This is a genomic window from Streptomyces sp. SM10, assembly GCF_002910915.1.
Lineage (GTDB): Bacteria > Actinomycetota > Actinomycetes > Streptomycetales > Streptomycetaceae > Streptomyces.
The window spans coordinates 21946-37052 of the sequence record NZ_NEUF01000181.1 but is presented as its reverse complement, the minus strand read 5'-3'; the positions used below and the strand labels follow the sequence as shown (position 1 = coordinate 37052).

The 15107-nt window shown below is 70.0% G+C and carries 11 protein-coding genes; all 11 read right to left on the bottom strand.

Going from position 1 to position 15107, the window contains the following annotated elements; all coding sequences use genetic code 11:
* Nucleotides 1-4 precede the first annotated feature (4 nt).
* On the bottom strand, nt 5-1981 hold the full coding sequence (gene recQ / locus B9S57_RS30455; RefSeq protein ID WP_103760391.1) for a DNA helicase RecQ: 1977 nt from the start codon (nt 1979-1981) through the stop codon (nt 5-7).
* A gap of 117 nt (nt 1982-2098) precedes the next feature.
* A complete protein-coding gene (gene nuoN, locus B9S57_RS30450; protein WP_181011540.1) occupies nt 2099-3763 on the bottom strand; it encodes an NADH-quinone oxidoreductase subunit NuoN in 1665 nt (554 codons plus the stop codon).
* A complete protein-coding gene (locus B9S57_RS30445) occupies nt 3760-5331 on the bottom strand; it encodes an NADH-quinone oxidoreductase subunit M (RefSeq protein ID WP_103760389.1) in 1572 nt (523 codons plus the stop codon). The genes nuoN and B9S57_RS30445 overlap by 4 nt, the downstream gene beginning before the upstream one ends.
* A 4-nt stretch (nt 5332-5335) precedes the next feature.
* Nucleotides 5336-7231 (bottom strand): NADH-quinone oxidoreductase subunit L, encoded by a 1896-nt coding sequence (gene nuoL / locus B9S57_RS30440; RefSeq protein ID WP_103760388.1) that lies wholly within the window; start codon nt 7229-7231, stop codon nt 5336-5338.
* Between the two features lie 12 nt (nt 7232-7243).
* Nucleotides 7244-7543, bottom strand: a complete 300-nt coding sequence (gene nuoK, locus B9S57_RS30435) for an NADH-quinone oxidoreductase subunit NuoK (protein WP_099173920.1) — start codon at nt 7541-7543, stop codon at nt 7244-7246.
* Nucleotides 7540-8391 (bottom strand): NADH-quinone oxidoreductase subunit J, encoded by an 852-nt coding sequence (locus B9S57_RS30430; protein ID WP_103760387.1) that lies wholly within the window; start codon nt 8389-8391, stop codon nt 7540-7542. Before B9S57_RS30430 ends, nuoK begins: the two co-directional genes overlap by 4 nt.
* The gene (gene nuoI / locus B9S57_RS30425) at nt 8388-8984 is read right to left on the bottom strand and encodes an NADH-quinone oxidoreductase subunit NuoI (protein ID WP_103760386.1); all 597 of its coding nucleotides are present in this window, start codon (nt 8982-8984) and stop codon (nt 8388-8390) included. The genes B9S57_RS30430 and nuoI overlap by 4 nt, the downstream gene beginning before the upstream one ends.
* Entirely contained in the window at nt 8977-10395 is a 1419-nt protein-coding gene (gene nuoH / locus B9S57_RS30420; protein ID WP_103760385.1) for an NADH-quinone oxidoreductase subunit NuoH, read from the bottom strand. The genes nuoI and nuoH overlap by 8 nt, the downstream gene beginning before the upstream one ends.
* The gene (locus B9S57_RS30415; protein ID WP_103760384.1) at nt 10392-12899 is read right to left on the bottom strand and encodes an NADH-quinone oxidoreductase subunit G; all 2508 of its coding nucleotides are present in this window, start codon (nt 12897-12899) and stop codon (nt 10392-10394) included. Before B9S57_RS30415 ends, nuoH begins: the two co-directional genes overlap by 4 nt.
* On the bottom strand, nt 12896-14272 hold the full coding sequence (gene nuoF / locus B9S57_RS30410) for an NADH-quinone oxidoreductase subunit NuoF (protein ID WP_181011539.1): 1377 nt from the start codon (nt 14270-14272) through the stop codon (nt 12896-12898). The genes B9S57_RS30415 and nuoF overlap by 4 nt, the downstream gene beginning before the upstream one ends.
* A complete protein-coding gene (nuoE, locus tag B9S57_RS30405) occupies nt 14269-15084 on the bottom strand; it encodes an NADH-quinone oxidoreductase subunit NuoE (RefSeq protein ID WP_103760382.1) in 816 nt (271 codons plus the stop codon). The genes nuoF and nuoE overlap by 4 nt, the downstream gene beginning before the upstream one ends.
* Nucleotides 15085-15107: the final 23 nt, after the last annotated feature.

Genomic DNA, 15107 nt, shown 5'->3' with positions numbered 1-15107 from the left:
CCACTCACTCGTACTCGGGCGGCTCCTCGCCCCAGCCGAACTCCGGGTCGGTGTCCTGGGCAGCGGCGGGCGGGGCCTTCGGCTCCGGGGCCGCTGCCGGAGCCGTCTCCGGGACGGCGGCGGAGGCCGCCGCGTCGCCCAGCTCGGCCAGCACGTCCAGCACGCCTTCGCCGTACGTCGCGAGCTTCTTCTCGCCGAGGCCGCTGACACCGCCCAGCTCACCGAGCGAGGCGGGACGCAGGGTGGCGATCTCCCGCAGCGTCGCGTCGTGGAAGATCACGTACGCCGGGAGGCCCAGCTCCTTCGCCGTCGCCCCGCGCCAGGCACGCAGCGCCTCGAAGACCGGGACGGCCTCCGCCGGGAGGTCGGCCGCCGCCGCCGCCGACTTCGCCTTGCGCTCTCCGGAGCCGCCGGACCGGGTCGTCGGCCGCTTCGGCTCCTTGCGCAGGAGGACCTCACGCTCGCGGCCGAGGACCGAGCCGCTCTCCTCGGTCAGCACCAGCGTGCCGTACTCGCCCTCGACCGCCAGCAGCCCCTGGGCCAGGAGCTGGCGCACGACGCCCCGCCACTCCGCTTCCGCCAGCTCCTCGCCGATCCCGAAGACGGAGAGCTGGTCGTGGTCGAACTGGATGGTCTTCGCGGTCTTGCGGCCCAGCAGGATGTCGATGATCTGCCCGGCGCCGAACTTCTGGTTCCGCTCGCGCTTCAGCCGGACCACGGTCGACAGCAGCTTCTGCGAGACGACTGTGCCGTCCCATGTCTCGGGCGGGGTGAGGCACGTGTCGCAGTTCCCGCAGGTCTGCTCGCCGGGCTCCTGGCCGAAGTACGTCAGGAGCTGGGCCCGGCGGCACTGGACGGTCTCGCAGAGCGCCAGCATCGAGTCGAGGTGCGAGGCGGCGCGGCGGCGGAACGCCTCGTCGCCCTCGCCACCCTGGATCAGCTTGCGCTGCTGGACGACGTCCTGGAGGCCGTACGCCATCCAGGCCGTGGACGGTGCCCCGTCACGCCCCGCGCGGCCGGTCTCCTGGTAGTAGCCCTCGACGGACTTCGGCAGGTCGAGGTGGGCGACGAAGCGGACGTCCGGTTTGTCGATGCCCATGCCGAACGCGATGGTCGCGACGACGACCAACCCCTCCTCACGCAGGAAGCGCGACTGGTGGGCGGCGCGCGTCCCGGCGTCCAGCCCTGCGTGGTAGGGCACGGCCTCGACGCCGTTGCGGCTGAGGTACTCGGCGGTCTTCTCGGTCGAATTGCGCGAGAGGCAGTAGACGATGCCTGCGTCCCCCGGGTGCTCCTCCTTGAGGAAGGTGAGCAGCTGCTTCTTCGGGTCGGACTTCCCCACGACGCGGTACTGGATGTTGGGCCGGTCGAAGCTGGCCACGAAGTGCCGGGCCTCGGGCATGCCCAGGCGCTGGGTGATCTCGCGGTGCGTGGCGTCGGTCGCCGTGGCCGTCAGCGCGATGCGCGGGACGTCGGGCCAGCGCTCGCCCAGCACGGACAGGGCGAGGTAGTCGGGGCGGAAGTCGTGGCCCCACTGGGCGACGCAGTGCGCCTCGTCGATGGCGAACACGGAGATCTCACCACGGGCCAGCAGGGAGAGCGTCGAGTCGAGGCGCAGCCGCTCGGGAGCCAGATACAGGATGTCCAGCTCACCGGCGACGAACTGGGCCTCCATGGAGCGGCGCTCGTCGAAGTCCTGCGTGGAGTTCATGAAACCGGCGCGGACACCGAGCGCGCGCAGGGCGTCCACCTGGTCCTGCATGAGCGCGATCAGCGGGGAGATCACGATGCCGGTGCCCGGCCTGACCAGGGCGGGGATCTGGTAGCAGAGGGATTTGCCGCCGCCGGTGGGCATGAGCACGACCGCGTCGCCGCCCCCGACGACATGCTCGATCACCGCGCCCTGCTCACCGCGGAACGTCTCGTAGCCGAACACCCGGTGCAGCGTCTGCTGCGCAGCGCTCTCGCTCGTCACACTCATGGTCGCGCCCGTCCGTCCGTCTTCACCCGTCACCGGCAACCATAGGCGCCGCCTACGACAACGCCGGACGGGCTTGACTTTCCAAGGCCCGTCCGGCGTCGCAGCGCGTTCGTGTCGTTACCGTACGAAGACTCCCGCCTGGCTCGCCAGGTCGAGGAAGTACTGCGGGGCCAGACCCAGGACCAGGGTCACGGCGACCCCGACCGCGATGGTGGTCATCGTCAGCGGGGACGGGACGGCGACCGTGGGGCCGTCCGCCTTCGGCTCGCTGAAGAACATCAGGACGATGACCCGGATGTAGAAGAACGCGGCGATGGCCGAGGAGATCACACCGACGACCACGAGCCCGCTCGCACCGCCGTCCGCAGCCGCCTTGAACACGGCGAACTTCCCGGAGAAGCCCGAGGTGAGCGGGATGCCGGCGAAGGACAGCAGGAACACCGCGAAGACCGCCGCGGTCAGCGGCGAGCGCCGTCCCAGCCCGGCCCACTTCGACAGGTGGGTCGCCTCGCCGCCCGCGTCGCGCACCAGCGTGACGACGGCGAAGGCGCCGACGGTCACGAAGGAGTAGACGCCCAGGTAGAAGAGGACGGACGAGATGCCCTCCGGGCTCGCCGCGATGACACCGGCGAGGATGAAGCCCGCGTGCGCGATCGAGGAGTAGGCCAGGAGCCTCTTGATGTCGGTCTGGGTGATCGCGACGATCGCCCCGCCCAGCATCGTGACGATCGCGACACCCCACATGACGGGCCGCAGGTCCCAGGTGAGGCCGGGCAGCACCACGTACAGCAGGCGCAGCAGCGCGCCGAACGCGGCGACCTTCGTGGCCGCGGCCATGAAGCCGGTGACCGGGGTCGGCGCACCCTGGTAGACGTCCGGGGTCCACATGTGGAACGGGACGGCGCCGACCTTGAAGAGCAGGCCCATGAGGATCATCGCGCCGCCGATGAGCAGCAGTGCGTCGTTGCCCATGGTGTCGGCGAGCGCCGGGTCGATCTGCTGGACGGTGCCGTCGACGACGTTCGCGATGCCCGCGTAGGAGACGGTGCCCGCGTATCCGTAGAGCAGGGCGATCCCGAAGAGCAGGAAGGCCGAGGAGAAGGCGCCGAGCAGGAAGTACTTCACGGCGGCTTCCTGTGACATCAGCCGCTTGCGGCGGGCCACGGCGCACAGGAGGTAGAGCGGGAGCGAGAAGACCTCGAGCGCGACGAACAGCGTCAGGAGGTCGTTGGCCGCGGGGAAGACCAGCATGCCCGCCACGGAGAAGAGAGCCAGCGGGAAGACCTCGGTCGTGGTGAATCCGGCCTTGACCGCCGCCTTCTCGCCCTCGCTGCCCGGCACGGAACCGGCCTGGGCGGCGAAGGAGTCCACCCGGTTGCCGTGCGAGGCCGGGTCGAGGCGCCGCTCGGCGAACGTGAAGACGGAGACCACCGAGACGAGCAGGATGGTGCCCTGCAGGAACAGGGCGGGTCCGTCGACGGCGACGGCGCCCATCGCGGCGATGTGCGCGTTCTTCGAGGCGTAGCCGTCGGCGGCGAGCCCCACCACCGCGGCGAACGCGGCGGCGATCGCGAAGACCGTCAGCAGGACCTGGGTGGTGTAGCGGGCCCGGCGCGGGACGAAGGCCTCCACCAGGATCCCGAGGACGGCGGCGCCGACCACGATCAGGACGGGCGCCAGTTGGGCGTACTCGATGGTCGGAGCGGTGAACCTGTCGCCCGGAGCGGCCGTCGTCACCCCGCCCACCGTCGTCCACAGGCTGTGGACAGCTGTTGCGCTCACTTGGCGGCCTCCACCTCGGGCTGGGGGTCCTTCTTCTGTACGTCCTGCATGGTGTGCTGCACCGCCGGGTTGACGACGTCGGTGAGCGGCTTCGGGAAGACGCCCAGGAAGATCAGCAGGGCGATCAGCGGGACGGCCACCGCCAGCTCACGGACCTTGAGGTCGGGCATGCCCCCGATCCCCTCCCTGACCGGGCCCGTCATCGTCCGCTGGTACAGGACGAGGACGTAGAGCGCGGCGAGCACGATGCCGACGGTGGCGATGATGCCCGCCACCGGGTACGCGCTGAAGGCTCCGACCAGGACCAGGAACTCACTGACGAACGGTGCGAGCCCGGGCAGCGAGAGGGTGGCCAGACCGCCGATGAGGAACGTTCCCGCCAGGACGGGCGCCACCTTCTGCACCCCGCCGTAGTCGGCGATGAGCCGCGAGCCACGCCGGGTGATGAGGAATCCCGCGACCAGCATGAGCGCGGCCGTCGAGATTCCGTGGTTGACCATGTAGAGCGTGGCGCCCGACTGGCCCTGGCTCGTCATCGCGAAGATCCCGAGCACGATGAAGCCGAAGTGCGAGATCGACGCGTAGGCGATGAGCCGCTTGATGTCGCGCTGGCCGACCGCGAGGAGCGCGCCGTAGACGATGGAGACCAGCGCCAGGACGAGGATCACCGGCGTCGCCCACTTGCTGGCCTCCGGGAAGAGCTGGAGGCAGAAGCGCAGCATCGCGAAGGTGCCGACCTTGTCGACGACGGCGGTGATGAGGACGGCCACCGGGGTGGTCGCCTCCCCCATCGCGTTGGGGAGCCAGGTGTGCAGCGGCCAGAGCGGCGCCTTCACCGCGAAGGCGAAGAAGAACCCGAGGAAGAGCCACCGCTCGGTGGAGGTCGCCATGTCCAGCGAGCCGTTGGCCCGGGCCTCGGCGATCTCGGAGAGGGAGAAGCTCCCCGCGACGACGTAGAGCCCGATGACGGCCGCCAGCATGATGAGCCCGCCGACGAGGTTGTAGAGGAGGAACTTCACCGCGGCGTAGCTGCGCTGCGCCGCCGCGTTCTCGTCGCTGCCCGAGTGCGCCCGGTCCCCGAAGCCGCCGATGAGGAAGTACATCGGGATGAGCATGGCTTCGAAGAGGATGTAGAAGAGGAAGACGTCGGTGGCCACGAAGGACAGGATCACCATCGCCTCGACCATGAGGATCAGGGCGAAGAAGCCCTGGGTCGGGCGCCAGCGGCTGGAGTTCGTTTCCAGGGGATCGGCGTCGTGCCAGCCCGCGAGGATGACGAAGGGGATCAGCAGCGCGGTGAGCGCGAGGAGCGCCACCCCGATGCCGTCGACGCCCAGTTCGTAGCGGACGCCGAAGTCCTTGATCCAGGCGTGCGACTCGGTGAGCTGGTAGCGGTCGCCGCCCGGTTCGAAGCGGGCGAACACGATGCCGGCCAGGACGAGCGTGGCCAGCGAGACGAGCAGTGCGAGCCACTTGGCCGCGGTGCGCCGGGCCGCCGGGACGGCCGCGGTGGCGATCGCTCCGATCGCCGGGAGCGCCGCCGTCGCTGTCAGGAGGGGAAAGGACATGGGATCAGACCGCCCTCATCAGCAGGGTCGCGGCGATGAGGACCGCCGCACCGCCGAACATCGAGACCGCGTAGGAGCGGGCGTAGCCGTTCTGCAGCTTGCGCAGCCGGCCGGAGAGCCCGCCCATCGAGGCGGCCGTGCCGTTGACGACGCCGTCGACCAGGGAGTGGTCGACGTAGACCAGGGAGCGGGTGAGGTGCTCGCCTCCCCGGACCAGGACCACGTGGTTGAAGTCGTCCTGGAGCAGGTCCCGGCGGGCCGCCCTGGTGAGCAGCGAGCCGCGCGGGGCGACGGCGGGGACGGGCCTGCGCCCGTACATGGCCCAGGCGATGGCGACACCGATGACGAGCACCACCATGGTGGCGGCGGTGACGGTGGTCGCGCTGACCGGGGCGTGTCCGTGGTCGTGTCCGGTGACCGGCTCCAGCCAGTGCAGGAAGCGGTCGCCGACGGAGAAGAAGCCACCGGCGAACACCGACCCGAAGGCCAGCACGATCATGGGGATCGTCATGGACTTCGGTGACTCGTGCGGGTGCGGCTCGTGGCCTTCCGCGTCCGGTTGCCAGCGCTTCTCGCCGAAGAAGGTCATCAGCATCACGCGCGTCATGTAGAAGGCGGTGATCGCGGCGCCCAGCAGGGCCACGGAGCCGAGGATCCAGCCCTCGGTGCCGCCCTTGGCGAAGGCCGCTTCGATGATCTTGTCCTTGGAGAAGAAACCGGACAGGCCCGGGAAGCCGATGATCGCGAGGTAGCCGAGTCCGAAGGTGACGAACGTGACCGGCATGAACCTCCGCAGGCCTCCGTACCTCCGCATGTCCACCTCGTCGTTCATCCCGTGCATGACCGAACCGGCGCCGAGGAAGAGCCCGGCCTTGAAGAAGCCGTGCGTCACCAGGTGCATGATCGCGAAGACGTAGCCGATGGGGCCGAGGCCCGCGGCGAGGATCATGTAGCCGATCTGCGACATCGTCGACCCGGCGAGGGCCTTCTTGATGTCGTCCTTGGCGCAACCGACGATCGCACCGAAGATCAGCGTGACCGCGCCGACGACCACGACGACCAGCTGGGCGTCGGGGGCGGCGTTGAAGATCGCGCCGGAGCGGACGATGAGGTAGACACCGGCGGTCACCATGGTGGCGGCGTGGATGAGGGCCGAGACCGGGGTCGGGCCCTCCATCGCGTCACCGAGCCAGGACTGCAGCGGCACCTGGGCCGACTTGCCGCAGGCGGCGAGGAGCAGCATCAGACCGATCGCGGTGAGCTTGCCCTCGCTGGTGTCCCCGGTCGCCTCGAACACCGGCCCGAAGGCGAAGGTGCCGAAGGTGGTGAACATCAGCATGATCGCGATGGAGAGGCCCATGTCACCGACCCGGTTGACCAGGAAGGCCTTCTTGGCGGCGGTGGCCGCGCTGGGCTTGTGCTGCCAGAATCCGATGAGCAGGTACGACGCCAGACCGACGCCCTCCCACCCGACGTACAGCAGCAGGTAGTTGTCGGCGATGACCAGGACGAGCATCGCCGCGAGGAAGAGGTTCAGATAGCCGAAGAAGCGGCGGCGGCGCTCGTCGTGCTCCATGTAGCCGATGGAGTAGATGTGGATCAGCGTGCCCACACCGGTGATCAGCAGGACGAACGTCATCGACAACTGGTCGAGCTGGAAGGCCACATCGGCCTGGAACCCCTCGACGGGGATCCAGCTGAACAGCTTCTGGTGCAGGGCGCGGTCCTCGGCGCCCTTGCCCAGCATGTCGGTGAAGAGCACGACGCCGATGACGAACGACGCGGCGGCGAGCACCGTGCCGATCCAGTGTCCGGCCCGGTCCAGCCGGCGGCCACCGCAGAGCAGTACCGCCGCTCCGAGCAGGGGCGCCGCGACCAGCAGCGCAATCAGGTTTTCCACGATTCCGACCCCTTACAGCTTCATCAGGCTGGCGTCGTCGACCGAGGCCGAGTGGCGGGAGCGGAACAGCGACACGATGATCGCGAGCCCGATGACGACCTCCGCGGCGGCGACGACCATCGTGAAGAAGGCGATGATCTGGCCGTCGAGGTTGCCGTGCATGCGGGAGAACGCGACGAGCGTGAGGTTGCAGGCGTTGAGCATCAGCTCGATGCACATGAACACCACGATCGCGTTCCGCCTGATCAGGACGCCCGAGGCGCCGATCGTGAACAAAAGGGCCGCGAGGTAGAGGTAGTTGACCGGATTCACTTGGCGACCTCCTCCTCTTCTTCCGCGTGGTCACGGGCCGGCCCGCGGTCACGTCCGAGCCGCTCCCCGGAGCGCTGTTCCAGCGCCTTGAGGTCGGCGAGCGATTCGCTGGACACGTCCCGGATCTGGCCGCGCTGCCGCAGCGTCTGCATGACGGTGAGCTCGGACGGGGTGCCGTCCGGCAGCAGTCCCGCGATGTCCACGGCGTTGTGCCGGGCGTAGACACCGGGGGCCGGCAGCGGCGGGAGGTGGCTGCCGCGCACCCGCTCCTGGGAGAGCTCCCGCTGCGTCTTGGCGCGTTCGGTGCGCTCGCGGTGGGTGAGCAGCATCGCGCCGACGGTCGCCGTGATCAGCAGGGCGCCGGTGATCTCGAAGGCGAAGACGTACTTGGTGAAGATGAGGTTGGCGAGGCCCTCGACGTTGCCGCCGTGCTGGGCGTTGGCCGCCCCCAGGCCGTTGAAGGTGGAGAGGGACGCCTGTCCGATGCCGGCGATCAGCAGGACGCCGAAGCCGAGCCCGCACGCGGCAGCCAGCCAGCGCTGCCCCTTGAGGGTCTCCTTCAGCGAGTCCGCCGCCGTGACGCCGACGAGCATGACGACGAAGAGGAACAGCATCATGATCGCGCCGGTGTAGACGACGACCTGGACGATGCCCAGGAAGTAGGCGCCGTTGGCGAGGTAGAAGACCGCCAGCACGATCATGGTGCCGGCGAGCGACAGCGCACTGTGCACCGCCTTCTTCATCAGGACGGTGGAGAGCGCCCCGATGACGGCGACGGTGCCGAGAATCCAGAACTGGACGGCCTCGCCGGTCGACGTGGCGGTGGCCGCGGCCAGGGTGGCGGTCATGCGCCCACCCCCTTGTCCGCTTCTCCCTTGGAGACGGCGACCTGGCGCTCCGTACCGGAAGCGGCCTCGGTCACCAGGCCCCGGTAGTAGTCCTGTTCGTCCATGCCGGGGAAGATCGCGTGAGGGCTGTCGACCATGCCTTCCTCCAGGCCCGCGAGCAGCTCGTCCTTGGTGTAGATGAGGCTCTCGCGGGTGGTGTTGGCGAGCTCGAACTCGTTGGTCATGGTCAGTGCCCGGGTGGGGCACGCCTCGATGCAGAGCCCGCACAGGATGCAGCGTGCGTAGTTGATCTGGTAGACGCGGCCGTAGCGCTCCCCCGGGGAGTAGCGCTCCTCGTCCGTGTTGTCCGCGCCCTCGACGTAGATCGCGTCCGCCGGACACGCCCAGGCGCAGAGCTCGCAGCCGACGCACTTCTCCAGCCCGTCCGGGTGACGGTTGAGCTGGTGCCGGCCGTGGAAGCGCGGCGCCGTCACCTTCTGCGTCTCCGGGTACTGCTCGGTGAGCCGCTTCTTGAACATGGCCTTGAAGGTCACGCCGAAGCCGGCCACAGGATTCTGGAACTTCTCCCCCGAGGGTTCCGATGACTCAGACACCGTCGGCCTCCCTTCCGTCACTCGCACTTCCGTCGCTCACCAGGTCGTCACTCCGAGTGTCCGGCCCGCCACTGACAACGAGCTCCCGCTCACGCCTCGGCGTGCGGCGCGGCACCGGCGGCAGTGTCTGGCCGGGCAGCGGTGGCACCGGGTACCCGCCCGCCATCGGGTCGAACGCCGGCTCCGGTCCGGCCGCCTCCTCGGCTGCCTTGGTCTTCCGGTCGCGGAAGATGTCGGCGACGAAGGAGATCAGCAGGACCGCGATCACGGCTCCGGCGACGTACAGCAGGATCTTCGAGTAGTCGTAGCCCTCGTTGTTCATCGCCCTGACGGTCGCGACCAGCATCAGCCAGACGACGGAGACCGGGATCAGGACCTTCCAGCCGAGCTTCATCAGCTGGTCGTAACGGACGCGGGGCAGGGTGCCGCGCAGCCAGATGAAGAAGAAGAGGAGCAGCTGGACCTTGACGACGAACCAGAGCATCGGCCACCAGCCGTGGTTCGCGCCCTCCCAGAAGGTGCTGACCGGGTACGGAGCCCGCCAGCCGCCGAGGAAGAGGGTCACGGAGACCGCGGAGACGGTGACCATGTTGACGTACTCGGCCAGCATGAACATCGCGAACTTGATGGAGGAGTACTCGGTGTTGAAGCCGCCGACCAGGTCACCCTCGGACTCGGGCATGTCGAACGGGGCGCGGTTGGTCTCCCCGACCATCGTGATGATGTAGATGATGAAGGAGACCGGCAGCAGGAGGACGAACCAGCGGTCCTCCTGTGCCGCCACGATCTCCGAGGTCGACATCGACCCCGAGTAGAGGAACACCGAGGCGAACGCGGCGCCCATCGCGATCTCGTAGCTGATCATCTGTGCGCAGGAGCGCAGACCGCCGAGCAGCGGGTACGTCGATCCGGAGGACCAGCCGGCCAGCACGATGCCGTAGATGCCGACCGAGGCGACCGCGAGGATGTACAGCATCGCGATCGGCAGGTCGGTCAGCTGCATCGTCGTGCGGTGGCCGAAGATCGAGACCTCGTTGCCGGAGGGGCCGAACGGGATCACCGCGACCGCCATGAACGCCGGTGCGGCGGCCACGATCGGGGCCAGGATGTAGACGACCTTGTCGGCGCGCTTGACGACGACGTCTTCCTTCAACATCAGCTTCATGCCGTCGGCGAGCGACTGGAGCATGCCCCAGGGGCCGTGCCGGTTGGGGCCGATGCGCAGCTGCATCCACGCGACGACCTTGCGCTCCCACACGATGGAGAACAGCACGGTCAGCATGAGGAACGCGAAGCAGAACACCGCCTTGACGACGACGAGCCACCAGGGGTCCGTGCCGAACATGGAGAGGTCCTCGGCCGCGAGGACGGTCCCCCGCGGTGCCGTGGCGAGTTGGGCGAGGCCGGTCACTCTCCTACCTCCGTTGTCACGACGTGGGAGCCCGGGGCGGCCGGACCGATCCGGACCAGTCCGCCCGGCTGGGCGCCGGTGTCGGCGGGGACGCCCCGGCCGACGGAGTCGAGCGGCACCCATACGACCCGGTCCGGCATCTCGGTGACCGCCAGCGGGAGTTCGGTGGTGCCGGCGGGGCCGGTGACGGCCAGCAGGTCGCCGTCCTTCACCCCGGACTCGGCGGCGGTGACCGGTGAGAGCCGGGCGACGGCCGCGTGCCGGGTACCGGCCAGCGCCTCGTCGCCCTCCTGGAGCCTGCCCCGGTCGAGCAGCATCCGGTGGCCCGCGAGGACCGCCTCGCCGTCGCCGGGCCTGGGCACCGGGCTGGACGTCACCCGCGGGTCGTCGGCGTGGCCGCCCGCCCAGCCGCCGAGGCGGTCGAGCTCACGGCGGGCCGCCCGCAGATCGGGCAGCGCCAGGTGGACGTCGAGGACGTCGGCCAGCATGTGCAGCACCCGCGCGTCGGTCGGGCAGAGCGTCCTCGGCAGCTGCTCGGGCTTCAGCGCGGCCTCGAACATCCGCGCTCTGCCCTCCCAGTTGAGGAAGGTGCCGGGCTTCTCCGCCACCGCGGCGACGGGGAGGACCACGTCGGCGCGGTCGGTGACCGCTCCGGGCCGCAGCTCCAGCGAGACCAGGAAGCCGACCTCGTCCAGCGCGCGCAGCGCAGCCGCGGGGTCGGGCAGGTCCTCGGGGTCGACACCCGCGACCAGCAGCGCGGCAAGCTCGCCGGTGGCGGCGGCCGCCACGATCTGACCGGTGTCGCGTCCGAAGCGGGCGGGGAGTTCGGCGACGCCCCACAGGGACGCCACCTCCTCCCTGGCGCGGGGGTCCGTCGCGGGCCGGCCGCCGGGCAGCAGCGACGGGAGCGCGCCCGCCTCCAGTGCGCCGCGCTCGCCTGCCCTGCGCGGGATCCACACCAGGGCGGCGCCGGTCGCGGCGGCGGTGCGCAGGGCGGCCGTCAGTCCGCCGGGCACCGCGGCGAGCCGCTCACCCACCACGATCACGGCGCCTTCGCCGCGCAGCGCCTGGGCCGCGACGGCTCCGTCGCCCTCCAGGCCGACCTCGCCCGCGAGGGCGTCCAGCCATTCGGTCTCGGTGCCGGGTGCGGCGGGGAGCAGCGTGCCGCCCGCCTTCTCCAGGCCCCGGCTGGCGTGCGAGGCGAGTGCGAACGTCCGCTGCCCGTGCTTGCGGTGGGCCTTGCGCAGCCGCAGGAAGACGCCGGGCGCCTCCTCCTCGGACTCGAAGCCGGCGAGCAGGACGGCCGGTGCCTTCTCCAGCGTGGTGTACGTGACCCCGCTGCCGTCCAGGTCCCGTCCGCGCCCCGCCACCCGCGCGGCGAGGAAGTCGGCCTCCTCGGCGCTGTGGACCCGGGCGCGGAAGTCGATGTCGTTGGTGTCGAGGGCGACCCGCGCGAACTTGCTGTACGCGTAGGCGTCCTCGACGGTCAGCCGGCCTCCGGTCAGGACACCGGTCCTGCCCCGTGCGGCCGAGAGACCCGCCGCCGCGGCTTCCAGCGCCTCGGGCCAGCTCGCCGGCTCCAGCACGCCCTCCGCGTTGCGGACGAGCGGCGTGGTGAGCCGGTCGCGCTGCTGGGCGTAGCGGAAGCCGAAGCGGCCCTTGTCGCAGAGCCACTCCTCGTTGACCTCGGGGTCGTTGGCGGCGAGCCGCCGCATGACCTTGCCGCGCCGGTGGTCGGTCCGGGTGGCGCAGCCGCCGGCGCAGTGCTCGCACACCGAGGGCGTCGACACCAGGTCGAAGGGCCGGGAGCGGAAGCGGTACGCCGCCGAGGTGAGCGCCCCGACCGGGCAGATCTGGATGGTGTTCCCGGAGAAGTACGACTCGAAGGGGTCGCCCTCCCCGGTGCCGACCTGCTGGAGCGCGCCGCGCTCGATCAGCTCGATCATCGGGTCGCCCGCCACCTGGTTGGAGAACCGGGTGCACCGCGCGCAGAGCACGCACCGCTCACGGTCCAGCAGCACCTGGGTGGAGATGGGGACGGGTTTCTCGAAGGTGCGCTTCTTCCCGTCGAAGCGGGAGTCGGCGCCGCCGTGCGACATCGCCTGGTTCTGCAGGGGGCACTCGCCGCCCTTGTCGCAGACCGGGCAGTCCAGCGGGTGGTTGATGAGCAGGAGCTCCATCACCCCCTTCTGGGCCTTCTCCGCGACGGGCGAGGTGATCTGCGACTTCACGACCATGCCGTCGGTGCAGGTGATCGTGCAGGAGGCCATCGGCTTGCGCTGGCCCTCGACCTCGACGATGCACTGCCGGCAGGCGCCGGCCGGGTCGAGGAGCGGGTGGTCGCAGAAGCGCGGGATCTCGATGCCGAGGAGTTCGGCGGCGCGGATGACGAGGGTGCCCTTGGGCACGCTGATCTCGATGCCGTCGATCGTGAGCGTGACGAGGTCCTCGGGCGGAACGGCCGCCTCGCCGCCCCCGGAGGGCGCACTCGTGGTGACTGTCATGCGTTCACCCCCCGGTGAGCGTTCTTGTCGTCCTTGTCGTCGGCCCAGAGGGTCGACCTGGCGGGGTCGAAGGGGCAGCCCCGGTCGGTGATGTGCTGCTCGTACTCCGCGCGGAAGTACTTCAGCGAGGAGAAGATCGGCGAGGCGGCGCCGTCGCCGAGGGCGCAGAACGACTTGCCGTTGATGTTGTCGGCGATGTCGTTGAGCTTGTCGAGGTCGGCCATCTGTCCCTTGCCGGCCTCGATGTCACGGAGCAACTGGACCAGCCAGTACGTCCCTTCGCGGCAGGGAGTGCACTTGCCGCAGGACTCGTGGGCGTAGAACTCGGTCCAGCGGGTGACCGCCCGGACCACGCAGGTGGTCTCGTCGAAGCACTGCAGCGCCTTGGTGCCGAGCATGGATCCGGCGGCGCCGACTCCCTCGTAGTCCAGCGGGACGTCGAGGTGCTCGTCGGTGAACATCGGGGTGGAGGAGCCGCCTGGGGTCCAGAACTTCAGGCGGTGCCCTTCCCGGATGCCGCCGCTCATGTCGAGCAGCTGGCGCAGGGTGATGCCGAGCGGGGCCTCGTACTGGCCGGGGCTGGTGACGTGTCCGCTGAGTGAGTACAGCGTGAAGCCCGGGGACTTCTCGCTGCCCATCGACCTGAACCAGTCCTTGCCCCGGTTCAGGATCGCGGGAACCGAGGCGATGGACTCCACGTTGTTCACGACGGTGGGACAGGCGTACAGACCGGCGACCGCGGGGAAGGGGGGCCGTAGCCGGGGCTGGCCGCGCCGTCCTTCGAGCGAGTCGAGCAGCGCCGTCTCCTCACCGCAGATGTAGGCACCCGCGCCCGCGTGCACCGTGAGTTCCAGGTCGAGCCCGGAACCCAGGACGTCCTTCCCGAGGTAGCCCGCCTCGTACGCCTCGCGCACGGCCTCGTGGAGCCGCCGCAGTACGGGGACGACCTCGCCGCGCAGATAGATGAAGGCGTGCGAGGAGCGGATCGCGTAACAGGCGATCACGATGCCCTCGATGAGGCTGTGCGGGTTGGCGAAGAGGAGCGGGATGTCCTTGCAGGTCCCGGGCTCCGACTCGTCCGCGTTGACGACGAGGTAGTGCGGCTTGCCGTCGCCCTGCGGGATGAACTGCCACTTCATCCCGGTGGGGAAGCCCGCGCCGCCGCGTCCGCGCAGACCGGAGTCCTTGACGTACGCGATGAGGTCGTCGGGCGCCATGGCCAGGGCCTTGCGCAGCCCCTCGTAACCGTCGTGGCGGCGGTAGGTGTCCAGCGTCCAGGACTCCGGATCGTCCCAGAAGGAGGAGAGGACCGGGGACAGGAGCTTCTCGGGACTGGTCCCGTTCTTGTCGATCTCGGCGGCCACGGTCATCACTTCCCCTCCTCGGCCGCGGGTCCGGCCGGGTTGTCCGGGTCGGAGTCGGAGGTCTGCTGCGGCGCGTCATGGGAACTGAGGTGCTCGGCGCCCTTCTGCGGCTGGGCGCTCGGCGCCTCCCCCCGCTGTCCGACCACGCGCGCGTGCGGCGCGGCCTCGCCCTTGGCGAGCTTCAGCCCGACCAGGGAGGCGGCCCCCGCTCCGCCGCTCGCCTCGACGGCGCCGGGGCGCGTGTCGGGGAAGCCGGCCAGGATCCGGGACGTCTCCTTGTACGTGCAGAGCGGTGCGCCCCGGGTGGGCTCCACGGTGCGGCCGGCGAGCAGGTCGTCGACGAGCCGGGTCGCGCTCTCGGGCGTCTGGTTGTCGAAGAACTCCCAGTTGACCATCACGACGGGTGCGAAGTCGCAGGCCGCGTTGCACTCGATGTGTTCCAGGGTGACCTTGCCGTCGTCGGTCGTCTCGTCGTTGCCGACGCCCAGGTGCTCCTTGAGCCGGTCGAAGATGGCGTCGCCGCCCATGACCGCGCACAGGGTGTTGGTGCAGACCCCGACCTGGTAGTCCCCGCTGGGCCGGCGCCGGTACATCGAGTAGAAGGTGGCGACCGCGGTGACCTCGGCGGTGGTGAGGCCGAGCCGGTCCGCGCAGAACGCCATGCCCGTACGGGAGACGAACCCCTCCTCGGCCTGCACGAGGTGCAGCAGCGGCAACAGCGCGGAGCGGCTTCCGGGGTAGCGGGCGATCACCTCCTTCGCGTCCGCTTCGAGCCGGCCGAGCACGTCGGCCGGGTAGGCGGGGGCGGGGAGCTGCGGCATCCCCAGGCTGACTTCTTGGTTGG

Coding starts and splice junctions, on each gene's coding strand:
- recQ (WP_103760391.1), bottom strand. CDS start 1,981: ATGAGTGTGACGAGCGAGAGCGCTGCGCAGCAGACGCTGCACCGGGTG.
- B9S57_RS30445 (WP_103760389.1), bottom strand. CDS start 5,331: ATGTCCTTTCCCCTCCTGACAGCGACGGCGGCGCTCCCGGCGATCGGA.
- B9S57_RS30430 (WP_103760387.1), bottom strand. CDS start 8,391: ATGACCGCCACCCTGGCCGCGGCCACCGCCACGTCGACCGGCGAGGCC.
- B9S57_RS30415 (WP_103760384.1), bottom strand. CDS start 12,899: ATGACAGTCACCACGAGTGCGCCCTCCGGGGGCGGCGAGGCGGCCGTT.
- nuoE (WP_103760382.1), bottom strand. CDS start 15,084: ATGCCGCAGCTCCCCGCCCCCGCCTACCCGGCCGACGTGCTCGGCCGG.